The organism is Paenibacillus polygoni (assembly GCF_030263935.1).
Lineage (GTDB): Bacteria > Bacillota > Bacilli > Paenibacillales > Paenibacillaceae > Paenibacillus > Paenibacillus polygoni.
Map to the genome: position 1 here is coordinate 1,729,891 of NZ_CP127162.1, position 26,763 is coordinate 1,756,653.

The window sequence follows — 26,763 nt, forward strand, 5'->3', positions numbered from 1 at the left end:
TGTGCCGAAGATTGAGGAAACAGCTTTCACTCTTTACCTTAGATGCATAATTCCACAGCTAATTGTACTTACGTTAATTTTAGGTTCATATTGCCATTTCATTTCGCTGCGCCTGCGGTTATATTGTTCCTGAATAGGGAGTTTTTGCTCTTCATCCGGTTGTTCTTTGAGTAAATCTTCATAATAAGTATCCAGGACAGCTAGTTCTTCTTCTAAGCGGTTCTTTGCAGCATCTGCCCAGCTGTAATCAAGTAACCGAAGTTTACCCTGGATATGTTTTTCCAGTGACTCAGCTGCTTGCTTAAGCGGAATTCGTCCTCCCTGAACATGCATATTATCGGGGAGCCTTGGACTGAGTTCTCTTTTATCCAGTACGAGGCCAAAGTCTTCTGCAATTCTGCCCGTCAACAGTGAAATGCCTAGAAAGTGAAGTTCCTCTCGTTTAAGATCGCAAGATAATTCTACTTTAAAGCAGACACTAAGCCATGGTTCGTAGGCTTTTGGAATGGAACCGCTGGCCTGCCTCTTAGAAGGGAGCTCAAACAAGTTAACGTAAGCTCCACCTTCACGAGAAGCCGTGAAAATTTGCTTAAGTCGCGGGCAGCCATAGACGATCTGTTCACGAAGTACTCGCCCCGGGCCAAGAACAGGGAGGGAAGGAACGTTTCCAAAGTAGCGTCCCAGTACTGTGTCCTGATTGGTTCCAGTTGTACCAAGTTCCGCAGCTGACTCTAAACTGGCTTGCTGTTTCTGTATTTGCTCAGCCTTTTCATGTGCTTCTTGGTCAAAAATAAACGTAAAAGACATCGTCTCCGCAGGCGTGCCTGTCCGGTCTACAAATCCCCAGTAATAAGGACGATTGGTGAGTGCTTTATCTGCTTCTACTGATAACTTAACAGTTACATGAGCTGGAGACTTCTCAATCACTTGGCAATCCATTGCTTCAAGATATGTCATAACATAAGATTGTACCTCGTCTTTAGACATCGTCATAAAGAGCTCCCCCTTTTGCGGCTTTTAGCGGAAGAACGAGCTTGCTGCTTCATAGGATCCAGAACGCTGCCTACGGCATCTTTAACAAAAGAGGCGTTAGGATGCTGTTTGACCTCTTCTTTGAGTGAATGAATGTTATGAGACAGGGCATTCATTTTTTCATTGATTTCGTCTTCACTTGAAGATTCAAGTATGATTTTCGTGAGACTTTTCTCAATGGATTCTTGTTTCTCAAGACGTTCAAGGATGACGTCAAGTCCGCCAATGACCATCTCGAACATATTAATTTTTTCATGTAAGAGGTGCAAGATATGCTCTTCAATGGTGCCGCGCGTTGCTAAATTATAGATATTTACGTCATTTTGCTGACCAAGCCGGTGGACACGACCAATCCGCTGTTCAACTCGCATCGGATTCCAAGGCAGATCAAAGTTAATCATGTTATGACAAAACTGCAGATTAATTCCCTCACCGCCGGCTTCTGTAGCGATCATAACTTGAACCCTTCCGCGAAATAGATCCATCATCCAGTCTTTTTTACCCCGGTTCATACCACCCCGGTAAGGTACCGCTGTTAGACCGCGGTCGCGGAAATAGTTAAGCAAATACTCCTGAGTAGCTCGGTATTCCGTGAAAACAATCACTTTCTCATTCATTTCACGAATAAGCTCCATCGTTTTCTCTGCTTTCGTGTTCGCTTTGATCGCCTTAATATTGGCCACAAGATCCCAAATACGGTCACGCCACGGGGAGTCTGGGGCCAGTTTCTTAGATAGATTTACAAGAGTAACGAATACAGCATCACGACTGCTGCATACTTCTCGTTGTAAAGTTACCATCGAGAACATACTGGTCATATTCCCTCCCGCCGAGTGAAACTGATCTTTTACAAAAGCGGTAACTCCATCATAAAGAGCTTGCTCTTCCGGTGAGAGGGTGAGATTAATATTCGTAACTTTACGTTTCGTAAATTGAACAGGACCTTCGCCTCTTCGATTACGGATCATGACTTTAGCCAGCTCATCCTTCAGCTGATCCTCATTTTTCGCCATTCGTTTATCAACGACGAAATTGGCGGCAAAGTCGCCTTGACGTCCTAGCTGTCCTGGTTTTAAAAGAGTAATGAGATTGAATAACTCGCTTAAATCATTTTGGACCGGCGTTGCGGTTAACAATAGACAATACTTTTTACGAAGTTTCAGCATAAATTGATAATTAGAAGTTTTTTTGTTTTTTAATTTATGAGCTTCATCGACAATAATCATATCGTAGTCCGTACTCATGAGTATTTCCTGATGGGGGTCGCGCTTGGCTGTATCCATGGAAGCGACAACAATATCATTTTGCCAGGAGTATGCTTTTTTCTGTGCGACCGCCGGTATGCCAAATTTAGAATTGAGTTCTCTAACCCATTGCAGTACAAGTGATGCAGGGACAAGAATAAGGACTTTAGAGACAAGACCGCGAATTAAATATTCTTTTAAAATAAGGCCCGCTTCAATCGTTTTCCCAAGACCTACTTCATCTGCAAGAATCGCACGCCCTGACATTTCAAAGAGCACTCTGCGAGCAGTGTCAATCTGATGCGGCAGCGGTGTAAGCTCAGGGATATGTTTTAAGCACTGCATATCATCAAAACTTGGTATGAGTCCTCTTTCTTCAGCCTCCACGGCAAGCTGAAAAAGACGATAGTCGCCCCATGGTCCGCCTTTGTCTAGTCTATTTGTAAGTTCATCAAGCCAAGTTTGATCAAAGTGAATTGGAACGGGCAGTGGTTCCGGCTGAAAGGTTGCGCGGTCGGGTATTATTTTTCTATTCACTGGTGTTATTGCCTCCCCTGTCGTCTCATAAGTCTTCATAGTATGGACGAAAGCGAAGAGATTCATAACTGAGCCTGTATTTAACGATAGAAGCGATAGAATAAAGATCATGAAATTAATTTGACTTACCATAGGCGCGTATACATAATGGCTACATACAATATAATTGTATATAATGGTTAGACATCATGAAGCGATTTTGTTTTGTACAGCAGTAGGAGGGACACAGGTGAATAAACAATTCATACAAAGTAATGCAGATTTATCAGCTTATTCTACTTATGAGATCGGAGGCAAAGCTAAATACCTAGCTGCGCCTGCCACAATAGAGGAATTAACTTCTGTACTAGAATTTGCAAAAGAAAAAGAATTAAAACCATTTTGGTTTGGCATGGGATCGAACATCCTATTTCCGGATGAGCCTAAAGAAGATATGATCTTTATCAGTCTTAAAGGACTGAAAGAAACTCATATTGATGAGAAGGGCTGGTTTGTTTCTGCCGGTATGCCAATGTCGCATCTATCGCTTATTGGTCTGGCTTCAGGAACAGCTGACTTTGACTTTTGCTTCCTGCTTCCGGGTACGGTTGGCGCAGGAATCTATATGAACGCGAAATATTATAACAGACAGATTTGTGACATTCTTGATACGGCCTTTTATATTGATTTGAAAGACCCGGAATTCAAAGTACAGAGCATTCATGTAGATGGATGCGGGTATAGTTACAAAAATTCGATCTTTATGAACAATGATTGGATTATTGTGGGTGCATACTTACACCATCCTGACTTTAACGCGCTTGAGAAGGGTATACGTGAAGTGGAAAGACTCGAGCAAATCGTAGAATATCAAAACCCTTCTGTCTTGCCTAATTTCTATAAATATTACACGGCCATGGCCGAGACTTGGGCACAGGATCATGGAGCAGAGGTTCCTGAATCGTTCAAAAGCGTAATTCAAGACCGGGGAAGTAAGTTCCATTTTGATTATCCTTCTTGCGGATCTGTTTTCAAAAACAACTATGATTTTGGTGAACCGATGGGTAAAGTGGTCGATCGGCTGAACATGAGAGGGACGGTGCACGGGGGTGCATCTATTTCATCGTGGCATGGAAATATGATTGTAAATCAAGGGAATGCAAAAGCAGAAGATATCGTACATTTGGTTGAACAAGTGAAAAAATCAGTGAATGAAGCCTTTGATTTTATCCCAGAAGAAGAACTTATTATTGTAGAAAAGAAATGAGATTATATCGTTAGTCCATGATAATTAAAAAACCAGGTCTGTTCCTTTTGTTGAATTGCAACCTATTGTTAGATACAACTAACAATAGGGTACAGTTTATATTAGGAATCTTAACCTGGTTTTTTGATATTTTCTTTCCTTTTCTTTGGTTCGTAAAGGCAAGCTAGCAGTTCACAAAACTTGTTATGGTTCATAAGTTTATGATAAAGTTAACATAATAAATCGCTATTTTCGGGCAAAAAAAGCTGATTTTGTTCGTTTAGGTGCTGAATGTGATGATAAGAATTTCTATATCTGAGAGTATAGACTGTGCTTGAATGATCTATTTTCTATTTTCAGAAAGGTGAGAAATTCGGGTGGTAAATAACAATGAGCTGCAGGCAGAAGAACTAGAAATGTTTGACCAGTTTTTAATGGCGTTTATTCGGTTTAAACACAAAATATATGCAGAACAGCAAAAAGAACTTAATCACAAGTTAAACCCCACAAAGATACGAATCATATACATGTTATCTCGTGAACGTCTCATGGCAGTTGATATTGTAAAGCGGCTCCAGCTTACTTCGGGGGCAACCACGGTCATACTTAACCAATTGGAAGCAGAAGGATACATTATCCGGGCTCGAAGTGAGGAAGACAGACGAATCGTGTGGTTATACCTAACGGAGGAAGGGCAGCACGTTGCAGATAAGCTGCGTGAAAATCGAGAACGTATGAATAAAGAGATTCTAGGGCTTCTATCAAAAGAGGAAAGAGTACCTTTTCTGGATATCGTTAAAAGAATCGAAGAACGAATCCTTGCTGCTCTTACATAAAAAGAACCAGACTCTTGAAGCCTAGGGCTGCCCTTGAGTTTGGTCTTTTTTTATAATTTGAATCTTTGAATATGGTCATATCGCTTTTCTTGTAATAGAATTTCTTTTTGCCTTGACCCCAGAAGATCAAAGTGCGGGAATGGTTCTCGGTGATGAATATATTTGGGATTAAGTTCATGCTCTTTGCACCAGCGCTGTAATCGCTTGAGATCAGAGCAACCTACCTTTGTAACGCTGGTTATACCAGGAAAGCGGGGGTCAATCCAGTAATGAGTCAGATAAGCAATTTGACCTTCTCTCACTTTTTCTTTCCACTCACTGAGTTCACTTCGTGTAATGCCAAAAGCCATGTTATTCATCCTTTGCTTCATTACGTTTAGACGATCTATTCTCATATTTTACCTCATAAATGAGATAGAAGCGAACAGGATATGGAAAAACCATGCTGTATTCATCAGAATATAAAGCCCATAGGAAAGAAGCAAGAGAGGAATTGATGAAGAGATATGGAGCTTTTTATAACCATACTTATTATGCTCATAATTATCGGCTTATCCAACGTAATTAATCGGTTTGTTCCCTTTATTCCGGTGCCGCTTATTCAAATTGCGCTTGGAGTAGTCTTTGAAGTTGTTCCTTTCGGGATCCATCTCGATTTAAATCCAGAACTATTTTTTGTGCTGTTTATCGCTCCGCTGCTCTATAACGATGGACGTAAAACACCGCGAGATGAACTGTGGAGTCTTCGTACTCCAATTTTGCTGCTTGCACTAGGACTTGTCTTTCTCACCGTACTTGTTGCAGGTTATGGTATTCATATGCTGATTCCAAGCATACCGCTTCCCGCAGCGTTTGCGCTTGCGGCCATATTATCTCCAACGGATGCTGTAGCCGTAGGAGCCATGGCTGAGCGTGTTCATCTGCCAAAGAGTATACTTCGGACGCTTGAAGGTGAAGCGCTTATGAACGATGCTTCTGGTCTTGTTGCTTTTAAATTTGCGCTTGCTGCAACGGTAACAGGTGTATTTTCTTTAGCAGATGCCTCTATTAGTTTTGTAATTATTGCGGCCGGCGGACTGCTCCTTGGGGCAGTGATGTCTTTTCTCATTCGTAAAATCGGAGTGCTGCTTCGAAGACTCGGCATGGAAGACGTAACCGTTCATATGCTGATTCAAATTATTACGCCGTTTATTATTTACCTCGTAGCTGAGGAACTTGGTTTGTCAGGAATTTTAGCGGTGGTTGCAGGCGGAATTATCCATGCGATTGACCGGGACCGAGCGGATACGATTCAGCCCAAATTGCAAATTGTGGCAGAAAGCACTTGGTCTGTAATAGTATATATACTAAATGGACTTGTCTTTGTTATTCTCGGTTTACAGCTCCCGAATGTAATCAGTAAGATTTGGGATAATGACGCATTCAATCATGTACAGATTATGACCTATATTTTCATCATTACGCTGATGCTGTTTGTTCTGCGTTTTCTATGGATTTATGCATTTGAGACGACAGCATGGAAAATGAATAAGCAGGAAAAACCGCTTTTGAAACATATCATATTAACAACCTTATCTGGTGTACGCGGAGCTGTAACGTTAGCCGGTGCCTTTTCCATTCCTTTTGTGCTGATGGATGGATCCCCGTTTCCTGAACGAGATCTCATCCTCTTTATATCTGCCGGGGTGATTCTGCTTACCTTGATTACAGCGAGTGTCACACTTCCGCTTATCGCAGATAAAGAAGAGAAGACCGGCGCAGATGTCGCCCAAATTCGTGCATTAACCAAAATATTTAATCGTTCCATCCAAGTGGTTAAAGACGAGATGAATGATGACAATAAAGCGGCCGTGTTGTCCGTGATCGCGGACCTCAACAAATACTTGAACCGCTATTCAGCTCAGGACGATAAGAAAAAATGGGGAAGCCATTACCAAAAACAAGAAATGTCCATTCGTATGAAAGCCATTCATGCGGAGCGAAAAGAAATTGAGCATCTCCTGAAAACAGGAGAAGTCAATGAAGAACTGGGGATATTCTATTTAAAGGTTCTGGATCGACGTGAAATTGTCATGTCCAGCCGAATGAAATCGCAGATTTGGTCTTCTTTACGCAGTATTGGGCGAACGATCGGAAGAGTCTTTATGAAGAAACAGCTGGATCCAAGCAATCCAATGAGAGAAAGAGTCAATGCATCTCGGAACCTTCGTATTCAAACCTGTGAAAGTGCAATTACAGCGATCCGTAATCAAATGAACGATGAAAACAGAGCTGCATCACTGACGATTATTTCTCATTATGAACGGATTTTATTCATGCTTCGTGCAGGTGCTACCGAACTTGATGATAATGCATTTAATGAGAAGAAATTGGAGCTGCAAATTAAAGCGATTCAGGAACAAAGGAATGCCGTTCAAGAGTTGTTTGAAACCGGCGGTATCCAGCGGAATACAGCTGCTTCTTTACGCCATTATATAAATAGTTTAGAATCTAATCTTCTTAGTGAAGAATAAAGAAATCGTTTAATTAAAAGAGTTATCCTGTTGCCGCACTGGTGATGGGATAACTCTTTTTTGAGTTGAAACTCATGCTTCGATGTATTTTTTTACAAAACAGAAAATTATATATTTCCTGAGCGCTTGTGGGATACTACGGAGCAGTTATGTACACAAGACAAATGTAAGGTGAGGATGATATGACAATAAGAAAATGGTGCATGGCACTAGCATCCGCTATACTTGTATGTTCGATGATCGCCTCCGAGGCAAAAGCTAGTCAGCCCATATTAAAGGACAGAACGTATTATGAAAAAAGAGGCGATATTGTATGGGAAGCTCCAATTTCTAAAAAACAGATTGCTCTTACCTTTGATGACGGACCAGATGAGCTGGAAACGGTACAAATTTTAGATCTGCTTAAAAAATATGACGCGAAAGCTACCTTTTTTGTAGTGGGCCAGCAATCAAAAAAGAAAGCGCATCTTATTCGCAAGGAGATTGAAGAAGGTCATGAAGTGGGAAATCACACCTATTTTCATACCTTTGCAGATAAAATCAAGAATAAAGAAGATTATTTAAAAGAACTGGAAGACACAGATCGTTTAATTGAGGAAGCGGGTGGACCCAAACCAACCCTTTTTCGCCCGCCGGGCGGTGTATATAACGACATTGTGCTAGACAGTGCTAAAAAAAGGGGATATACAATTGTGCTGTGGTCTTGGCATCAGGATACAGGGGACTGGAGCAGACCAGGAAAACAGCGTATTATTAATAAAGTACTTCGTAATGCCCGTAATGGAGATATCGTTCTTTTTCATGATAATGTACATGGGCAAAGTCAGACGATAAAAGCACTAGAGCGAATATTACCCGAACTAAAAAAGCAAGGGTATCAGTTTGTGACAGTATCACAGCTGCTGAAGACGAAGGAAAAGGAAGTCATGGAATTACCTTAAATCATGGGATGACTAGAAGAGAAGGGGAGAAATAAAGGGATGAATGGAAACAGCAGATCCGATATCCGCGCAGGAATTGAAGTTGATATTGTACTTAAACAGGATCAAAGAACAGGGAAATTAACGAGGGGAATGGTCAAAGATATTTTAACCAATTCTCCGTCACATCCGCATGGCATCAAGGTTCGTCTTGAAAACGGTCAGGTAGGCAGAGTAAAGCATATTATACAAAAGTAAATATAAAGTTGCAGTATTATAATCAAAATGATGAAAAGGACTCCGGATGCGCAGGAGTCCTTTTTTTGTTTTAATGAACCAATTTTCCTCACCAGTTCTTTCAGAAGTTTGATTCTTTTTACTTTTTTGTTGAAAATTTATTAGAAAATGAGTACTATAACCTGTAAGTGACTCATTTATATATTTATAAATCGATTTACATTTGTTCAAACCAAACGTTTATTTACATAGGAGGCAGAAGAATGAGCAATTTTAATGAAAAACTCATTGCACACTATAAGTTCGATAATTCAGCACATGTTGGGGAAGACAGCTCAGGAAATGGACATGATGGCAAAGCAATGGGCACGTTGAAACCTGAAATTACACGGATCGCCGGCAGATCCGCAGCTCAATTTCCAGGTGGAGCAAATGGAACTTCTTATATACAGCTTCCATCTAATTTACTAGCAGATGTAAGCGATAACACGGGTCTGACCGTGACAGCATGGGTTAATCTTGGTAAAGGTTCGAACGTTTGGGAACGAATTTTTGACTTTGGTAAAGGTGAACAAGGGCCTTATGCCTTTTTGACGCGTCAGCTAAGAGGGACTCTATATGCTGGAGATGATCTAGTCGTAGACCCAGGCCGGGGATTTACTGCCGGTGAATGGATGCATATTGCATTCTCGGTGACAGGTACAGAGGGTGGTAAACTGAGCAGTGCTGGTCCGGTTGTCTATGTGAACGGAGAAAAAGTCGCAGATGGTTCCATCAGTCAAACTTCCAGTGGAACGTATGCTAAGCTGCGCAGCTGGTTTGATACGTTTACCGAATCTTCGAATTACAGCCAAAATTATATTGGACGTTCTCAGTATGCAGCCGATGTGGACTTTACGGGTTCACTATCTGATTTTCGGATTTATCGGGATGGTCTGACGATCGATGAAGTGATTGAAGTTATGTGCGAATCATTGACGGATGAAGAGATTGTAAAACTTGCCGGAGATAAATATTTATCTTTTCCAACGAAGATTGTTACAAAAGACATAACACTCCCTGCTAGTTTACTAGGCGGTAAAGTACAAGTCAGCTGGAACTCAAGTAATCCCGAATCTCTATCTCATACAGGTAAAGTTCAGTCCATTACATCTGCTGAGGAAATCACACTCCGCGCGGTATTAAGTAAAGGAGAAAGTACGCTGAGCAAACATTTTGAGATTTCGGTCGTACCGGGGCATCTTCCGCCCTATACAGTAACGATTCACGGAGATCAAAAAGTCGCAGATATCAGTGAAGTGATGTATGGACTCTTTTATGAGGATATCAATAACGCAGCAGATGGCGGAATTTACGCTGAGCTGGTACAGAATCGTTCGTTTGAATCTTTTGCCTTCGATACGTATTCACCAGAATCAGGGGAATGCGGTTGTTCTACAGGCCGAAATCGTGATCCTTTGTTTGCGTGGTCCGGAGACACCCATCTGATGAACCCGCAAAATAAAGGCGGATTAAATGAACACTTTGGAGCCAGTGATCCAGAAGTGAACGCTTATTATGTAACAGTTCAAAATGGAGCAACGATTCGCAATCGTGGATTTTCGGATTCTAATCACCATTGTGCGATGTCGATTAAGCAGGGAGAAAACTACAACTTCACCATTTGGGCAAAAGCAGATGCTCCTGGTAATATAACCGTTCAATTGCAAGATGCGGATCATAAGCCGATCAGTGAACCGTTCACACTGCAAGTAGAAGGCGGGGGCACATGGAGAAAATACGGTGTGCAGGATCAAGAAAGCATTGTTCTTACAGGTACGGGAACGGCTCTTGGTCAGCTGGTTCTTACCTTTGAAGGTGATATTTCCATTGATATGGTGTCACTTACGCCGCAAGATGTGTGGGGAGCAGATCCAGAGGAGCAAGGGATATCCGCTTCAGCACACGCGAACTATACAGGAAATCCAAATTACCGATTGAGAAAAGATCTAATTCAAGCACTAGCTGACCTGCATCCTACATTTTTACGTTTTCCTGGCGGCTGTATCTCCGAAGGGTCTTTTATATGGGAGAATGTCTATGACTGGAAGGACTCCGTAGGCCCAGTTGAGCTGAGAAAAGAGAACTATAATGTCTGGGGTTATATGATGACGATGGGGCTTGGCTATATGGAATACTTCCAATTGGCTGAGGATTTGAATGCTCTTCCGGTTCCGGTTATGGCATGCGGTGTTCTGTGTCAGGCACGTTCTGATTATGCGCATCCGGCAGGCGGAGCTTTAAGGGAGTACTATATTAAGAACTTTACAGATTTAATCGACTTTGCGCTAAGTACCGATACGGAGCATAACGAGTGGGCACAAGTACGCAGCAGTATGGGACATCCAGAGCCTTTTGATCTTCGCTACCTTGGAGTGGGAAATGAGAACTGGGGAAATGAATTTTTCGCCAACTTTGAAGTGTTTAAAGCCTCAATTGATGAATATATGAAACAGAACTATCCAGATCATGAACTTCATATTATCTCTACGGTTGGTGCACAGGCCGATGATGATGCATACCAGCAAGGATGGAAATTCCTTAGCGGGAACCTTACCGGCTCAGCACAGGTGGCTTTTGCAGATGGTAAAGAGGTAATTGAGGAGACGGTAACCTGGTATGAGAATCAGAAGGACTACATGGATACCATTGCAGATGAGCACTACTATAGATCGAATGAATATCTCTTGAACAATGCGGATCGTTACAACTACTATGACCGTGCCTACAACGCGGATGGAAGTGTAGACTTTAAAAAGACATCTAAGGTATTTGTCGGGGAATATGCATCCACGGATAAAAATACACTGGCAGGGGCGATCGCTGAAGCTGCGATTATGACCAGTTTTGAAAACAATGCAGACGTTGTCCGCATGGCAGCCTATGCGCCGCTGTTTAATAAGGTGCTGACAGACGGTACGTACCGCTGGACCCCGGACTGCATCTGGTTTGATGATGAGACGGTGTGGTTTACACCGAATTATTATGTTCAGCAGATGTTTGCTAAGAGTGTAGGTGAAGAGGTGCTTCGCACATCGTTTGGTACCTACAGCAAAGGTAAGCCGGTAGAACTCATTCCGCATGGCGGAATCGAAATTGCTACTGGCAATGCCGATATTCTTGTGAAGAAAGTGGTTGTTATTTCGAACAAGGATGGCCGTGTTCTTTTTGAGGAAGATTTCCGGGAACAAGAGGGACCAAGTGAAGCATGGAGTCTCATTCCTGGATCGGAAGGCTATACATCGATGCCTGGCAAAGGATTGCTTCTGAAGGCGCAGAAGAGCGGCCTGAACGGGTTGTACCTGATGAATGATGAGTGGACCAACTACAAGGTGCAGGTAGAAGCAAGCCGGATGAAGGGTGAGGATGGATTCTATATTGGTGTAGGACTGACGGATATCTCGCCTGAGAAAAAAGATGTCATCGAGTATGCGATTAATTACGGCGGAGAAGCCACAGGAGTGAAAGTGTATAAACAAGGAATCGAAGGGTATACACTAGGTGATTATTCGTCGAGTACAGCAGCCGGGAACCTCAGAGCGGCAAATTATGAACCACTGGATAATGAGAAGGACTATGTAATTACCGTGAATTACGGCGGAGAGAATGGAAAAAATCTAATCTGCTCTTATACAGACGGAGAGTTCACTAGTAAAACGCTGGATTACAAGCTCGAAGCATATAATCGGGAGGTATTCCATTCGGTTACGAGAGATGCACAGAATGTATATGTGAAATTGGTAAATGCAGATGGTGTCGATAAGGCGACACGGATTAACTTGCAAAATCTAACCGTTCAGCCAAATGCAACACTGGTAACGCTAAACGGAGAAGAAAGTGTGCTTCATGTTCCGAATGTAAATAAGAAAAACGATGAAAAAATTACACCGAAACAGCAAAAGATAGAGTTGCAAGGAGATAGCGTTATACTTCAGCTTCCTGCGAATTCTGTAAGCTTGCTGGTGATGTCGATCTAGACTAGGTTTTATCTGTAAATCCTCCATCCGATAGGGCGCGATGTCGCTTCTGCTAGGATGGGGGATTTTTATATAAATAAGACATAGGTAGATTTACTTTTTGCCCCTCAAATTAATAATCAGGGGTGGCTGAAAGGATATTTTGACCCCTTCAAAGAAATCTACTACTTCCAAACAAATAAGACAGGAGGTTTCGATAAATCATATGAATTTAATGGAGGCAGTAGATTTTTTAAAGCAATATCAGTCTCTCCCTGATGATAGGGTATTGGAAACGAAGTCTGACATACTCGAAAAATATAACGAAGTTCGAAAATATTTTTTAGAGAATCCGAATCCCATTTGTATCCCATTATTTATAAATTCATATTGAGGATGTCCTATTAAAGTATTCTTCGGAACAAGTAATACCTCATTTAATCAAAGGGTTACATAGTGAAAAGTATGGTATAAGGTATTGGAGTTCGCAAATAGCTTCTTCATTTCCTGACCAAAAACTAATTGAGCCACTTGCACAGTTACTAACAGACAAGGCGTCTGATCTAAGGTATGCGGTAATTGTAGCATTAGCTGAAATTAATGATATGAGGGTTTTAGATGTAATAAAAAATGCACAAAAGCAAGAAGAAGAGACTGAAGTGATTGAGCTTATAGAAGAAATTATGAGCAATTTAGAAATATAGCTTGAAACAAGGACCTTGGTTGGCTACATGCCTTTCAAGTTTTTTGTTTTTTATAACGGTACGCTTATAAAGCCTGATATTAGAATAAAAAGAAGGGAAAAACTGATAAATGAGGTAAATGAACAGAGAAGAAAAAATACATAATACGGGATTTCGCCTGTTTACTTTGGTTCTGGTGGTAATATAAGTGGGAAAATAGGAGGGGATAAAAGTAAATGAATAGTTATATCAATTTTTTAGAAAGCCATCTAGGTGAAATTGAGTATGGATGGAACAAAGACGCTGAAGACAATATACTCCCTTTCCACATTGTAAAGTATAAAAGGGGACCGTTTTCTGGAACTGTAACTTATTCAACTTTAGGTTTAAGCAAACAGAAATTGATTTCCCCCACTTCAAAAAAAGAAATTAGACAGGAGTTAATATTGGTTACGTACTCTAATTTTGGAGATAAGAATATTCCTGGGATTCTACAACAAGTAGGATTACAAGCAATAAATAATAAAGTTGCTTATTTAAGGGGAGATGTAATAGGTCCATATGGAAAGATGTTTCAAGATTTTTGCTTAGAAGCGTTATATTCATCAATCCCTGTTTATTTCCCTGAAACTTTTCAGATTTTTGAAGTAGATGGTGATTTACCAATCATTCAAACATGGTTATTTCCAATTACATTCAATGAAGCAAAATTTATTAAGGAAAATGGGTGGGATGAATTTGAAAATAGACTAGTGGATCTTGATCCTGACTTAGTTGATTTTAAACGTCAAAGTATTATTCGATAAGTATGATCAATCTTGATTCGCAACAGTGACATTTAAATATAACGATTACACTTACTACTCAATTTAAATTTACATACTAGAAGACTTCCTATTCAGGAGGTCTTTTCTTTATTGTGCGTTGTTCCCGCTCGAATTGAGAAGGAATAGAATAAGCACACTACACCCGGACAGCCCTTCTATGTCAAAGAAAAAGGGACCAAACAATCAACAAACACACCATGATAAGGCTAAAAAGCATACATTAAATAGAGAACCCCGATTGTAACAGCACAAGGGAGGCGAAATAGATGAAAACTTCAGCAGATATCATGTCACAGACCGAAAGGCTTGGTGCCCATAATTATCATCCACTTCCGATTGTAATTCATAAGGCGGAGGGGGTGTGGGTTGAGGACCAAGAGGGTCGGCGTTATATGGATATGCTCAGCGGGTACTCTGCTTTGAATCAAGGACATCGTCATCCTCGTATTATTGAAGCGCTCAAACGACAGGCAGACGAGGTAACGCTTACTTCAAGGGCTTTTTATAATGCGCCTCTTGCTGAACTAATGGAAGTCCTTACGAAGCTGACAGGGAAAAATAAAATGCTCCCCATGAATACAGGTGCAGAAGCAGTGGAGACTGCGGTGAAAGCGGCAAGGCGCTGGGCTTACCGTGTTAAGGGAGTGGTTCCTGATCAAGCAGAAATCATCGTCTGCGAAGGGAATTTTCATGGAAGAACAACAACCATTACATCTTTCTCATCAGAACCGGATTATAAAAGAGAGTTTGGACCTTTTACTCCGGGGTTCGTCATTATTCCTTATGGGGATATTGATGCATTAAAGGCTGCAATCACACGGAATACGGCAGCTTTTTTAGTAGAGCCTATTCAGGGTGAGGCTGGAATTGTCATACCAAGGGAAGGTTACCTGCGGGAAGCAAGAGAGATTTGTGATCAAGAGAAGGTGCTGCTCTTAGCCGATGAAATACAGACTGGATTCGGCAGAACAGGTAAGCGGTTTGCATGTGATTGGGAGAAGGTAGTTCCGGATATATACATTATGGGAAAAGCACTCGGGGGAGGGGTGCTGCCCGTATCTGCGGTTGCTGCAAATGATGATATTCTCGGACTATTTGAACCAGGATCTCACGGCTCAACTTTTGGGGGAAATCCACTGGCAAGCAGTGTCGCCATAGCTGCACTAGCTGTGATTGAAGATGAAAAGCTTGCAGATCGCTCTCTTGACCTTGGCAAGAAAATGATGAAGAGGTTACAAGCCATCCATTCTCAAGATATTGTAACCATTCGCGGGCGCGGGTTATTTATTGGCATCGAAACCAAAGGTTCAGCACGGCCGTACTGCGAGAAGTTAATGCAACTAGGTCTGCTGTGCAAAGAAACACATGAAAATGTGATTCGATTGGCTCCCCCGCTCATTATCTCTGACCAAGAACTGGAATGGGCAATCACACAACTGGAGCAGGTGTTTACGTAATACAGACAATGGTAAACTAACAGAAATCGTCATTTTGTTACCCGCTTGCGCAATATAACGAAATGCATAAAAGTATGTCATCGATAAGTGCGGTGAATGTCGAGGAGACGGGATTATTCGCTCTCGAATGATGTCAGAATATAGTATGAATTTTTTAGTAATATTTTTGGGTAGACGTGAGAGTCTGCCTTTTTTTTTGCATGAGAAACAGAAAAAGTTTTACTTTTTCCATATCAAACGCTTACAATTAGTTCGTCCGACATTTTTCGATTATTATTTCAGTCATTCGCCATTATTTACAATACCTATTTAAGATTTGGGGTGGCTTACACAGCTATGGTTCGATATCACTTGTTTACGAAAATGGTACTTCTCATTGTAATTATGCTAATTCCTGTTGTGCTTTTATACAGTTACTCGAACAAAATGACAACAAACGTCGTTGTGAGTGAACTCAATCGATCCAGTAGTAATCAACTTGCTTTTTTTCAAAGTCAAGTGAATACAAGCATCGAGGAATTATCCTCTTGGCCTATTACATTAATCCATGATCCGGATATTGAGGGCTTTGAACAACAAGATTTGGAGAGTGAATATCTAAATTTGGATCTTATTAACCATGTGAAGAGAATCCAGAATAAGTTAAGTATTCAGGAGAGCTCTTCTAATTGGAGAAGCAGTTTGAGCTTATATTCAGCTTCTATGAAACGTATGATTACCGAGAATGATGCGAGAACCTACGATAAAAAAGAGCTGGAGAATGCCAATTTACCCGGTTGGCAGGTACAAAAAGTGACAACAGGAAATGAGGAGCGTTACCTCTTTTCTTGGTATACATCATCTCCATATTCAGCTAGAGATGTAGTGGAAAATGCGAGAAGTATTATCAAGCTTGAATTCGACAGTACTAATATCCAGGATATGCTGGACAAGTTCAAAAGTAACGGAAGGAGAGATCCTTTTTATTATATACCTGGGACAGGCACCATTTATAACCGCACAGCGGATATTGACCGGAGTACAGAACTATTGAAACAGCTCGATTTTACCGAAATAAAAGATGTGGATTACCGCACGATTGAGCTTGGTGAGGAAGTTTATAGTGTTCACACGGTGATATCGCCCGCAACAGGCTGGTATTTAATTGATTATATTCCGCTGACCGATGTGCTCGCTCCTATTAAGAACTCGAATCGGTTGTTTTATGGAGCGGTTGCCTGCCTATTATTTATGAGTTTCTTGGCAGCCTACTTGTTATATGTACAAGTGCAGATTCCAGTCAGAGATTTAATGCACGGCTTTCAGCGTTTAAAGATTGGAGACTATTCTGTCCGGCTTAAGCCAAAAGGACGGAATGAATTCAGCTTTTTATCAGAGCGTTTTAACTCTATGGTTATACAGATCCAGGAGCTGTTCGAACACGTATACCTAGAGCAGATCCAAGTACGCGAAGCAAGGCTGAAACAGCTGCAGTCTCAAATTAATCCTCATTTTTTCTATAATTGTTTTTCATATATTACGAGTATGGCGAAGCTTGGAAAAACAGATGCAGTGGTGGCGATGTCTCATAACCTTTCTCGTTATTATCGTTACACGACACGTCAAGAAAAGGATCTCGTTCCTTTGAAAGAAGAGATTGCTTTTGTCATTTCTTATTTAAAGATTCAAAAGATGAGAATGAGCCGTTTGGATTATGTGATGGAAATACCAGAAGAAATGATGGAACTGCTGGTTCCTCCGCTTGTCCTTCAGCCGCTGATCGAAAATGCCGTTATTCATGGAATTGAGAGGTCAGCAGATGCGTCTTTTATCCGCGTATCGGGATTTGAAGATGAGGGGCGTCTATGCCTCGAGGTCGAAGATGATGGGCTTGGAATGAATGAGGAGGCAATGAGGTTATTACAAAACCAGCTTACAAGACCTATGGACGAACACAGCGGTTGCGGGCTATGGAATGTGAATCAGAGAGTGCAGCTGCGGTATGGCGAGAGAAGTTATTTAACTTTTGGAAAATCTCCTATGGGTGGCCTGAAAGCAACGATCTATATAGATAATATAAAGAAGGGATGAGCATTTATGATAAATGTACTGCTTGTAGATGATGAGACTTATGTGACAGAAAGTTTGGAAGCAACTATCCCTTGGAGTGAACTGGGGATCAGCGAAGTATATAGAAGCGATTCAGCAGGAGGCGCACTTGAGCTGCTTGCAGCTCATCCTGTCGATATTTTGATAACAGATATAAGGATGCCCGGTATGAATGGACTTGAGCTGATCGAAAAAGCGAGTGTACTGTACCCGAGTCTGCGTTCAATTCTACTAACGGGATATGGTGAGTTTGAATATGCGAAAAAAGCGATTCAATTAGGTGCATCGGATTATATTATCAAACCAGTAGATGATGATGATTTTATAAAAAGCGTGAAGCAGGCCGTTCAGTCCATTGACGAAGAAGGAAAACAAGCTACAAAGTATCAACAGTTGTTATATAAGCGTAAATCGGACTATACGCTCCTTAGAGAAAATTTACTCCGTCAACTTCTTATGGGTGATCAGATTGAGACCGAGAGAATGATCCAACTTCTACATGATTATGAGATTAAGCTTTCCTATTCATCTATGACAACGATGGTTCTTGTTCATTTACATAAAGGTTTTATGGAACATGATGAAAAAACGAGAGTGCTTATGGAGTATGCCATTGGTAATATGGCAGAAGAAATTTTTGGAGAAACATATGATGTCTGGCAAGGGAGAACACCGCACCATTGTCTATTGATCTTGTTACAGTCGAAAGATCAGCATGATCTAGAAAGTGGGGGATCAGAGTTTTTACAACCGAAACATCTTCGGCCCTATATTGAGAATTTTCGTTCCAGTGTATTGGCATATTTGCGAGGAGAGGTGCATGTCATTGTAAGTCGTCCATGTATGTTTCCGCAGGATATCAGTGAAACCTACAGACGCGCTTTAAACTCTGTCTATTTAGCGGACCGTCAGATGGAATCAGGTGTAGTATTTATCGAGGGAGACAATGTAAGTATAGAATCCCCATCATCAAAAGCTGCTTTTGAAGTATTGTACAGACCACCGATGCTGCAGCAACTTTTAGAACGAAAATCCTGGGAAGCTGCTTCACAGCGTTTAGATGAAGTGTTTGCCATTATCGAAAAAAATCCGGTCTCACGTGAGCATATGTATGAGATTTATCTAGCAATCGTTAATTCTTTTCTCTATATCACTCATCAAACAGGACTTCGGATCAGTGAATTGAATGCAAAGGGACTTGAGCCTCATTTGGTAGAACGAATGATTCACTACCCGCCGCTGTTAAAAGATTACACAGAGCAAATCCTTATAAAGTTTCAACAGGCAGTATCTGCCCCTGCAGAACCGAAAAGCCATATTGTAAGTCAGGTAAAAGATATGATTTTGCAAGAAGAAGGAATCGAATTAACAGTCAAAATGATAGCTGATCGTGTATTTCTTCATCCCGTGTACTTGTCGAAGATTTTTAAAGCCGAGACAGGAGAGGGACTGAGTGAATATTTGATTCGTACAAGGCTTGAACGAGCTTTATATCTGCTTAAACATACGAATAAAAAAATATATGAGATCACAGCTGAGCTTGGCTATCAAAATCCTCAATACTTTAGCAAACTGTTTAAAAAGCATTATGGGATATCCCCGAATGAGTATAGAGAGCAATAAGTTGTAAAAGGTGCTGAAACCTTAAATTAGTGTCATAGGAAAAAATAGCGATATCATCCATAATAAAAATATGAAGTTAAAGAAATTTAGGGGGAAACAAAAATGGCACGAACGTGGAAAAGTTCTTCACTTGCTGTCCTAGCATTAACGATGGTCATTAGTGCAGGCCTTATGGGTTGTTCAGGAAAAGATTCAGGTGATGGCAGTGCATCTGCACCGGCTAATACTGAAAACGTATACAAAGAAAAATACGATCCGGAAGTCACGATCTCCACTGCATGGGGAATTGATCCGACAGTCACATTTAAGAATGGGGAAACGATTGAAAATAGTGTCGCAACGAAATGGGCAAAAGAAGAGCTGGGAATTAATATCAACTCTCTATGGTCTGTAACTGATACGAATGGTGCTTTTGCAACAAAAGTAAGATTGTCGATGTCATCAAGACAGAATATGCCGGATATCATCACAATTGGATCTAATGAATCACAACTAATACAAGATCTAATTGAATCAGGTATTTACGGAGAAGTGGGCGACCTTTTTGATAAATATGCTTCAGACACTTGGAAAAAAGCAATGGAAATTGACCCAACGGTATGGAATTCAGTAACGCGTGATGGTAAGAAAATGGGGATTCCTGTTCTAGACTATGCGTACAACAATGATTACATCCTATGGATTCGTCAAGATTGGCTCGATGCACTAAACCTCAAAGCACCGACAACGCTTGATGAACTTGAACAAGTAATGGATGCCTTTAAGAACAATAACCCAAGCGGACTTGCACCGAATAAAGTAATTCCACTGAGCATTGGGTTCAAAAATTCAATGAACACTTGGATGGGCGATCCTTCCTGGGTCTTTGGGGCATCAGGTACGCTGCCTCAGCAATGGAATGTTGATGAAAATGGAAAACTAGAATATGGATCTGTACAGCCAGAGATGAAAGCAGGTCTTGAAAGATTAAACAATTGGTTTGAAAAAGGGTACATTCCACAAGAAGTAGCTCTATGGGATGAAAATAAAACAGCTGAGCCTGCTGTGGCTGGTACAGCTGGTATTATCCCTGGACCTTACTGGATGAGCGGCTGGCCGCTGACAGACACCGTGAAAAATGATCCAAAAGCAGTATGGAAACCATATGCAATACCAACGGGAGCAGATGGTACAGCAATGCGCCATGGAACAAACTATGCTAGTGCTGTGACTCTTATTAAGAAAGATATGGAACATCCAGAAGCATTCTTTACTTACCAGAACTACATGTTTGACCAGTTTGCAGATCCGGCAGCAGGAAGTAAACATGATTTCGGTTTATTTGAAGGATATGACTATGAACTCGATGCAAATGGCAACCAGAAGAGATACGACGAGATTGAAGGCGGCTATGTAAACGTGCTTCGTTATCTACTTGTTCGTGATGGTGCACGGATACCAGATGCACAGATGAAAGCTCTCCTAAGTCTCGCAGATGGTAAGGAAGCAACTACAAGACTAGAACGTGAAGTGCAAGCGAACTATGGCCTTGAAACTCCGAATGCTGCGAAGGTGCTTATGTCGCAAGAAGATATTTCATTCAAAGATATGTTCACAGGTCCACCTACCGAAACCATGAAATCAAAACTTGACTATCTTAATAAAATTGAGAATCAAACATTCAATGAAATTATTTACGGTAACAAACCTGTAGACTCTTTTGATACTTTTGTAGAGACCTGGAAAGCTGGAGGCGGAGACAAAATTACAGAAGAAGTGAACACATGGTATGACAGTGTCAAATAAGATTGCAATTCGATTGTAAGACTACCACGATGAACTCCCGAAAAGCAGCATGCATTCATTCATGCATGCTGCTTTTCTTCACTCAAAATGAGCTGGGAGACGAAATTTAGGAGGAAAAGTGGATGAAAATGTTGAAAAAAACATGGCCTTTCCATGTAATGCTGCTGCCTGCCATGATCTTCTTATTTTTATTTAGTTATCTGCCAATGGGCGGGATCGTCATGGCTTTTCAAGATTATAAACCTTGGGAAGGCATCTCAGGTTCTGCATGGGTAGGACTTGATAACTTCCGCTATTTATTTGAGAGAGATGACAGTGTTCAGGTTATCTGGAACACACTTGTCATTGCCGTAGCGAAGATGATCTTCAATCTTCTTGTTCCCTTTGTGTTTGCCATCCTGCTGAACGAGATTAGACAAGTTGGACTTCAACGCTCTATACAAACGCTTGTATATCTGCCTCACTTTCTATCTTGGGTAATTCTTGGAGGAATTCTGGTGGACTTGCTTGCTCCAGCGGGCCTTTTAAACCGAGTACTTGGAGAGTTCGGGATTAACCCCATCTTATTTTTAGGGGATAACAATTGGTTCCGTTTCACTGTAATTGTATCTGATGTCTGGAAAGAATTTGGATATAACACCATTATATTCTTAGCGGCTCTTGCTACAATTAATCCTTCATTATATGAAGCTGCTGAGATGGATGGAGCAACTCGTTTTAAACAAACGCTTCATATTACGATCCCTTCCTTAATTCCAATCACGATTGTGGTGGGAACGCTTGCCTTAGGGAATGTGCTTAATGCCGGATTTGACCAAATCTTTAACCTCTATAATCCGCTTGTATATGAAACAGGAGATATTATTGATACCTTTGTATACCGCACTGCAATTCTAAACGGAGAGATGGGCTTTGGTACAGCCATTGGATTGTTTAAATCCGTGATTAGTATGGTCCTAATCTTAATCTCCTATAGACTTGCCTACAAGTGGGCAGGGTACCGTATCTTCTAAATAAAGGATAAGAGAGGAAGGAAAAACTGTGTATCATAAATCAAAATCATACCGTGTCTTTAACGTTGTAAATACGATTTTCCTTATCATTTTATCTATACTATGTATTGTTCCGCTTATACATGTACTTGCCGTTTCGTTTAGTAGTAAAGCAGCGGCTGATGCCAATATTGTATCACTGATTCCGATTGATTTTTCTTTAGAAGCTTATAAAAAGACAATAAATAATCCCGCTTTTCTTAGATCTATCATGATCGCGGTAGCGCGTACCGTTGTTGGTACGCTCATTACACTCGTGATTACGTTTTTAGCGGCTTATCCGCTATCTAAAGAGAACAGCGCTTTTAGAAGCCGTACAGTTTATTCCTGGATCTTCGTATTCAGTATGGTGTTTAATGGAGGACTTGTACCGTTTTACGAAGTGATTCAATCCCTTCATTTGATGAATACATTCTGGGTACTGGTTCTGCCGTCCGCTGTAAATACATTTCTCGTAATTCTGATGCTGAACTTTTTCAGAGGCATCCCGAAAGAACTCGAAGAAGCATCTCTTATGGATGGAGCAGGACATTTCCGGACTTTGTTCTCGGTATATCTTCCGATTTCATTGCCTTCGATCGCAACGATTAGTTTGTTCAGTATGGTATTTCACTGGAATTCTTGGTTTGATGGACTCTTGTATATTAATAATGCGAAAGATTTCCCGCTTGCTACTTTTCTGCAAACGATCATCATTCAGCGTGATATGAGCTCAATGAGTATGAATCCACAAGAAATGGAGCTCATCAGCCAAACAACGGTGAAAGCAGCGCAAATCTTTATCGGAGCAGCTCCGATTCTTATTGTGTATCCATTCCTGCAAAAATATTTTGTAAAAGGGATGACGGTGGGATCTGTTAAAGGTTAATAGATACTCGCAAATGAACATATGAAATATATAAAAAAAGCGATGCAAATAAAGGAGAGAATACAAAATGATGATACAGAAATATCCACCTCTATTTGATAAAGCACCTATTATGCTGCACGGCGCTGACTATAACCCAGAACAGTGGCTAAAATATCCCGAAGTACTAGAAGAAGATATTAGACTGATGAAAAAATCTCACTCCAATGTAATGTCCGTTGGTATTTTCTCTTGGGTTTCTTTGGAACCTGAGGAAGGAGTATTTACCTTTGAGTGGCTTGACCGCATACTGGATTCTTTCGCTGAGAATGGAATCTATGCACTGCTTGCGACACCAAGCGGAGCGAGACCGGCATGGATGTCACACAAATACCCAGAAGTACTGCGAGTAGGCAGTAACCGGGTTCGCAACTTGCATGGTTTCCGTCACAATCACTGTTATTCCTCTCCTGTATACCGGGAGAAAGTGAATATTATCAATACTAAACTTGCCGAGCGATACGCAAATCACCCAGCTGTTATTGGCTGGCATATCTCGAACGAACTGGGTGGCGATTGTCACTGTGATTACTGTCAGGATGCGTTTAGAAAATGGGTTAAAGATCGGTATGAAACGCTTGATGAACTGAACCATGCCTGGTGGACAACTTTCTGGAGTCATACCTATACGGATTATAGCCAGATTGAATCTCCAGCACCTCACGGTGAAACTCAGGTTCATGCAATGAATTTAGACTGGAAACGATTTGTTACAGATCAAACCGTTGATTTCTTGAAGCATGAGATTGCTCCGCTTAGACAGGTGAACCCAGATTTACCGGTAACGACTAATTTCATGAGTTACTTTGACGGGCTGGATTATTGGAAATTTGCTGATGTTCTTGATGTTCTATCCTGGGATAGTTATCCAACATGGCATGATACAGAGCAAGATGATAGCAAGCAGGCAGCTTCTGTTGCATTAATGCATGATATCGTTCGTACGATTAAAGGCGGCAAACCATTTATGCTGATGGAGAGCACACCTAGCATGACGAACTGGCAGGATGTCAGCAAACTGAAAAAACCAGGTATGCATCTGCTGTCTTCTCTTCAAGCAGTGGCACATGGGTCGGATACTGTACAGTACTTCCAGTGGCGGAAGAGCCGCGGTTCAAGTGAAAAACTGCATGGCGCAGTAGTAGACCATGTGGGAAATGAGCACACCCGCGTTTTTAAAGAAGTAACTGAGGTAGGAAGCTACCTTCAAGAACTCCAAGATATCGTAGGAACTGTAGTTCCAGCAGAGGTTGCTATCGTATTTGATTGGGAGAATCGCTGGGCAATAACGGATTCACAAGGACCTAGAAATATCGGAATTAAATATGATGAAACGATCCAATCACACTATAAAGTTTTCTGGGATCAAGGGATTCCTGTGGATATTATTAATATGGATGCAGATCTGTCCAAATACAAACTTGTTATAGCGCCAATGCTCTACATGGTAAAAACAGGGGTTGGGGAGAGAATTGAAAAGTATGTGGAGAATGGAGGCACGTTTGTCTCTACGTATTGGTCAGGGATCGTTAATGAGAATGACTTGTGTCATTTAGGAGGGTTCCCAGGACCGCTTCGTAAAACACTTGGCATCTGGTCAGAAGAAATTGATGGACTTCATGATGGGCAAATTAACCGAATTGAAGCTCTAGCTGGTAATTCTTTAGGACTCACCGGCGAATATGAAGCGATTGAACTATGTGACTTGATTCATCTGGAAGGTGCGACTGCACTAGCGGTTTATGGAAGTGATTTTTATAAAGGCAGACCGGCAGCAACCGTTCACTCTTTTGGAGAAGGAAAATCATATTACATTGCTTCCCGTAACTCGGAATCATTCCATAAAACATTCTATCAAGGGATTATTAAAGAAGCAGGAATTAAGAAGTCCATGGATAGTGAATTGCCTAGCGGGGTAACGGTATCCGTTCGTACAGATGGAGAGCATGATTATGTATTTATACAGAACTATACGGGAGAAGAACAAGTTCTTCCTTTAGACAGCGCGGATTACACCGAAATCGGACTTCCATCGTCCGAGCGTAATCAGTCATTGCAAGAACAGATTGTATTAGAGCCATATAGTGTTCGTGTTATAAAAAGAGAGCATATTATCAAATAATATTGAAATAATAATAAAATAATTAAACAGAAGGCGGCACTCCATCTCTGATAAGTAATGATCAGCAGAAGGGATGCCGCCTTCTTTATTAAATCCTGAGACAGGAAGGAAAAGGGAAGCACCATCACGAAATGGTAAAAGAATTAGCTTGGAATATTATTTGCGGGAGGGAACATCATGATTCAGCGTAATCTGGATGGAAACAGTATCATTATCCGCCTTGAAATGAAAACAAAGACCATTAATTTTGGAGAAGTTGCTTCTGCCATCTCCACTGCTGGTGGAGACATTGTAGCCATTGACGTCATTTCAACCAATCAAGATGTAACGGTCCGTGATTTAACGGTAGCGATTACGGATAGTGAACAGAACAAACGAATCATTGATCAAGTTCGTAAATTAGATGGCGTGACGATTATTAACGTATCTGACCGTACATTTCTCCTGCATTTGGGCGGGAAAATCGAAATCACTTCCAAAACGCCGATAAATAACCGAGAAGACTTATCAAGGGTCTACACCCCTGATGTAGCAAGAATCTGTACCGCCATTGCAGAGGAACCGCATAAAGCTTATTCATTAACGATTAAAAGAAATACGATAGCTGTCGTATCCGACGGCAGTGCTGTCCTTGGGCTTGGTAATATCGGTCCTGAAGCTGCGATGCCTGTAATGGAAGGTAAAGCAATGTTATTTAAACAGTTTGCTGGTGTGGATGCTTTTCCAATATGCCTGCAGACTCAAGATACAGAGGAAATTATTCGTACTATAAAAGCGATCTCGCCTGCATTTGGAGGAATCAATCTGGAGGATATCTCCTCTCCGCGTTGTTTTGAAATTGAAGAAAGATTAAACAAGGAACTCGATATCCCGGTATTTCATGATGATCAGCATGGAACAGCTGTAGTTCTGTATGCAGGTCTGATTAATGCACTCAAACTCGCAGGAAAAACGCTGGAGAATAGTAAAATTGTCATTTGTGGAATTGGAGCTGCCGGAGTAGCCTGCAGTAACATCTTGTTATCCGCTGGAGCAAAACGACTCATCGGTGTCGATCGTGAAGGTGCACTCGTGCGCACAGCAGTTTATGATAATCCCGTATGGCAGAGTTATGCAGAGCGGACAAATCCAGAACTCGAGGAAGGCACGCTTCATGAAGTTTTGAAAGGCGCAGATGTCTTCATTGGTGTATCCAAAGGGAACTTGCTGACAAGGGAACATATACTTACGATGGCAAAAGATCCAATTGTATTTGCGATGGCAAATCCTGTTCCTGAAATTATGCCGAGTGTAATCGAAGATATTGTCGCAGTGGCAGCCACTGGACGATCTGATTATCCAAATCAGATTAATAATGTGTTATGTTTTCCTGGTATTTTCCGAGCCGCACTCGACTGCCGTGCTTCTGTCATTAATGAAGAGATGAAACTTGCAGCAGCGACTGCGATTGCCTCCTCCATTTCAGATGAAGAACGTACGAAACACTACATTATTCCAAGTGTATTTAATGATCGTGTGGTGAAAAGGATTCGAGAAAGCGTCATTGAAGCTGCGATTCAGACGGGTGTTGCAAGAAGGTTCCCCAGAAAAAACAATGAAACAACATCATGATAAAACGAGATATAGCATAAAGGAGCGAGGATTAAGAAAAACCCGGCAAACGCATTTGCGTCTGCCGGT

General features: G+C 41.2%; 19 protein-coding genes. 16 read left to right on the top strand and 3 right to left on the bottom strand.

The window, feature by feature from the left end; all coding sequences use genetic code 11:
• Positions 1 to 33: 33 nt before the first annotated feature.
• Together QPK24_RS08355 and QPK24_RS08360 are read right to left on the bottom strand one after the other, a co-directional pair.
• Complete coding sequence (locus QPK24_RS08355; protein ID WP_285747797.1) at positions 34 to 993, bottom strand: YqhG family protein; 960 nt, start codon at positions 991 to 993, stop codon at positions 34 to 36.
• Positions 990 to 2,813, bottom strand: a complete 1,824-nt coding sequence (locus tag QPK24_RS08360; RefSeq protein WP_407082963.1) for a DEAD/DEAH box helicase — start codon at positions 2,811 to 2,813, stop codon at positions 990 to 992. The genes QPK24_RS08355 and QPK24_RS08360 overlap by 4 nt, the downstream gene beginning before the upstream one ends.
• A gap of 229 nt (positions 2,814 to 3,042) precedes the next feature.
• On the opposite strand from QPK24_RS08360, the gene QPK24_RS08365 reads away from it, so the two are divergent.
• Together QPK24_RS08365 and QPK24_RS08370 are read left to right on the top strand one after the other, a co-directional pair.
• Positions 3,043 to 4,059 carry a UDP-N-acetylmuramate dehydrogenase gene (locus QPK24_RS08365; protein WP_285747799.1) on the top strand — a complete coding sequence of 339 codons (1,017 nt, stop codon included), beginning with the start codon at positions 3,043 to 3,045 and terminating at the stop codon, positions 4,057 to 4,059.
• A 356-nt stretch (positions 4,060 to 4,415) separates the two neighbouring features.
• On the top strand, positions 4,416 to 4,874 hold the full coding sequence (locus QPK24_RS08370) for a MarR family winged helix-turn-helix transcriptional regulator (RefSeq protein WP_160033086.1): 459 nt from the start codon (positions 4,416 to 4,418) through the stop codon (positions 4,872 to 4,874).
• A 50-nt stretch (positions 4,875 to 4,924) separates the two neighbouring features.
• Here QPK24_RS08370 and QPK24_RS08375 read toward each other — a convergent pair whose 3' ends face one another.
• Entirely contained in the window at positions 4,925 to 5,224 is a 300-nt protein-coding gene (locus QPK24_RS08375) for a hypothetical protein (protein WP_285749190.1), read from the bottom strand.
• A gap of 156 nt (positions 5,225 to 5,380) precedes the next feature.
• Here QPK24_RS08375 and QPK24_RS08380 point away from each other — a divergent pair, with 156 nt between their 5' ends.
• The 14 genes from QPK24_RS08380 to QPK24_RS08445 all read left to right on the top strand — a co-directional run bounded on the left by QPK24_RS08380 (position 5,381) and on the right by QPK24_RS08445 (position 26,694).
• Complete coding sequence (locus tag QPK24_RS08380) at positions 5,381 to 7,387, top strand: Na+/H+ antiporter (protein WP_285747801.1); 2,007 nt, start codon at positions 5,381 to 5,383, stop codon at positions 7,385 to 7,387.
• A gap of 203 nt (positions 7,388 to 7,590) precedes the next feature.
• The gene (locus QPK24_RS08385) at positions 7,591 to 8,328 is read left to right on the top strand and encodes a polysaccharide deacetylase family protein (RefSeq protein ID WP_407083000.1); all 738 of its coding nucleotides are present in this window, start codon (positions 7,591 to 7,593) and stop codon (positions 8,326 to 8,328) included.
• A 39-nt stretch (positions 8,329 to 8,367) separates the two neighbouring features.
• On the top strand, positions 8,368 to 8,565 hold the full coding sequence (locus tag QPK24_RS08390; protein ID WP_285747805.1) for a YwbE family protein: 198 nt from the start codon (positions 8,368 to 8,370) through the stop codon (positions 8,563 to 8,565).
• A 242-nt stretch (positions 8,566 to 8,807) separates the two neighbouring features.
• Positions 8,808 to 12,560, top strand: a complete 3,753-nt coding sequence (locus tag QPK24_RS08395; RefSeq protein WP_285747807.1) for an alpha-L-arabinofuranosidase C-terminal domain-containing protein — start codon at positions 8,808 to 8,810, stop codon at positions 12,558 to 12,560.
• Positions 12,561 to 13,009: 449 nt separating this feature from the next.
• Positions 13,010 to 13,243 carry a HEAT repeat domain-containing protein gene (locus QPK24_RS08400; RefSeq protein WP_285749192.1) on the top strand — a complete coding sequence of 78 codons (234 nt, stop codon included), beginning with the start codon at positions 13,010 to 13,012 and terminating at the stop codon, positions 13,241 to 13,243.
• Between the two features lie 215 nt (positions 13,244 to 13,458).
• On the top strand, positions 13,459 to 14,028 hold the full coding sequence (locus QPK24_RS08405) for a suppressor of fused domain protein (RefSeq protein WP_285747809.1): 570 nt from the start codon (positions 13,459 to 13,461) through the stop codon (positions 14,026 to 14,028).
• Between the two features lie 287 nt (positions 14,029 to 14,315).
• Complete coding sequence (locus QPK24_RS08410; protein WP_285747811.1) at positions 14,316 to 15,506, top strand: ornithine--oxo-acid transaminase; 1,191 nt, start codon at positions 14,316 to 14,318, stop codon at positions 15,504 to 15,506.
• Between the two features lie 336 nt (positions 15,507 to 15,842).
• Positions 15,843 to 17,576, top strand: coding sequence for a sensor histidine kinase (locus QPK24_RS08415; protein WP_285747813.1), 1,734 nt, complete (start codon positions 15,843 to 15,845; stop codon positions 17,574 to 17,576).
• A gap of 6 nt (positions 17,577 to 17,582) precedes the next feature.
• Entirely contained in the window at positions 17,583 to 19,217 is a 1,635-nt protein-coding gene (locus QPK24_RS08420; RefSeq protein WP_285747815.1) for a response regulator, read from the top strand.
• A 102-nt stretch (positions 19,218 to 19,319) separates the two neighbouring features.
• The gene (locus QPK24_RS08425; protein ID WP_285747817.1) at positions 19,320 to 21,002 is read left to right on the top strand and encodes a type 2 periplasmic-binding domain-containing protein; all 1,683 of its coding nucleotides are present in this window, start codon (positions 19,320 to 19,322) and stop codon (positions 21,000 to 21,002) included.
• Positions 21,003 to 21,124: 122 nt separating this feature from the next.
• Positions 21,125 to 22,015, top strand: a complete 891-nt coding sequence (locus QPK24_RS08430; RefSeq protein ID WP_285747819.1) for an ABC transporter permease — start codon at positions 21,125 to 21,127, stop codon at positions 22,013 to 22,015.
• Positions 22,016 to 22,043: 28 nt separating this feature from the next.
• Positions 22,044 to 22,922 (top strand): carbohydrate ABC transporter permease, encoded by an 879-nt coding sequence (locus QPK24_RS08435; protein WP_285747821.1) that lies wholly within the window; start codon positions 22,044 to 22,046, stop codon positions 22,920 to 22,922.
• A 70-nt stretch (positions 22,923 to 22,992) separates the two neighbouring features.
• Entirely contained in the window at positions 22,993 to 25,083 is a 2,091-nt protein-coding gene (locus QPK24_RS08440) for a beta-galactosidase (protein WP_285749194.1), read from the top strand.
• A gap of 177 nt (positions 25,084 to 25,260) precedes the next feature.
• On the top strand, positions 25,261 to 26,694 hold the full coding sequence (locus QPK24_RS08445; RefSeq protein ID WP_285747823.1) for an NAD-dependent malic enzyme: 1,434 nt from the start codon (positions 25,261 to 25,263) through the stop codon (positions 26,692 to 26,694).
• Positions 26,695 to 26,763 lie beyond the last annotated feature (69 nt).

What these genes read in the sequence shown, in the direction of transcription:
- QPK24_RS08355 (WP_285747797.1), bottom strand. Translation starts at nt 993, where the DNA reads ATGACGATGTCTAAAGACGAGGTACAATCTTATGTTATGACATATCTT.
- QPK24_RS08375 (WP_285749190.1), bottom strand. Translation starts at nt 5,224, where the DNA reads ATGGCTTTTGGCATTACACGAAGTGAACTCAGTGAGTGGAAAGAAAAA.
- QPK24_RS08380 (WP_285747801.1), top strand. Translation starts at nt 5,381, where the DNA reads ATGGAGCTTTTTATAACCATACTTATTATGCTCATAATTATCGGCTTA.
- QPK24_RS08385 (WP_407083000.1), top strand. Translation starts at nt 7,591, where the DNA reads ATGGCACTAGCATCCGCTATACTTGTATGTTCGATGATCGCCTCCGAG.
- QPK24_RS08390 (WP_285747805.1), top strand. Translation starts at nt 8,368, where the DNA reads ATGAATGGAAACAGCAGATCCGATATCCGCGCAGGAATTGAAGTTGAT.
- QPK24_RS08395 (WP_285747807.1), top strand. Translation starts at nt 8,808, where the DNA reads ATGAGCAATTTTAATGAAAAACTCATTGCACACTATAAGTTCGATAAT.
- QPK24_RS08405 (WP_285747809.1), top strand. Translation starts at nt 13,459, where the DNA reads ATGAATAGTTATATCAATTTTTTAGAAAGCCATCTAGGTGAAATTGAG.
- QPK24_RS08410 (WP_285747811.1), top strand. Translation starts at nt 14,316, where the DNA reads ATGAAAACTTCAGCAGATATCATGTCACAGACCGAAAGGCTTGGTGCC.
- QPK24_RS08415 (WP_285747813.1), top strand. Translation starts at nt 15,843, where the DNA reads ATGGTTCGATATCACTTGTTTACGAAAATGGTACTTCTCATTGTAATT.
- QPK24_RS08420 (WP_285747815.1), top strand. Translation starts at nt 17,583, where the DNA reads ATGATAAATGTACTGCTTGTAGATGATGAGACTTATGTGACAGAAAGT.
- QPK24_RS08425 (WP_285747817.1), top strand. Translation starts at nt 19,320, where the DNA reads ATGGCACGAACGTGGAAAAGTTCTTCACTTGCTGTCCTAGCATTAACG.
- QPK24_RS08430 (WP_285747819.1), top strand. Translation starts at nt 21,125, where the DNA reads ATGAAAATGTTGAAAAAAACATGGCCTTTCCATGTAATGCTGCTGCCT.
- QPK24_RS08440 (WP_285749194.1), top strand. Translation starts at nt 22,993, where the DNA reads ATGATACAGAAATATCCACCTCTATTTGATAAAGCACCTATTATGCTG.
- QPK24_RS08445 (WP_285747823.1), top strand. Translation starts at nt 25,261, where the DNA reads ATGATTCAGCGTAATCTGGATGGAAACAGTATCATTATCCGCCTTGAA.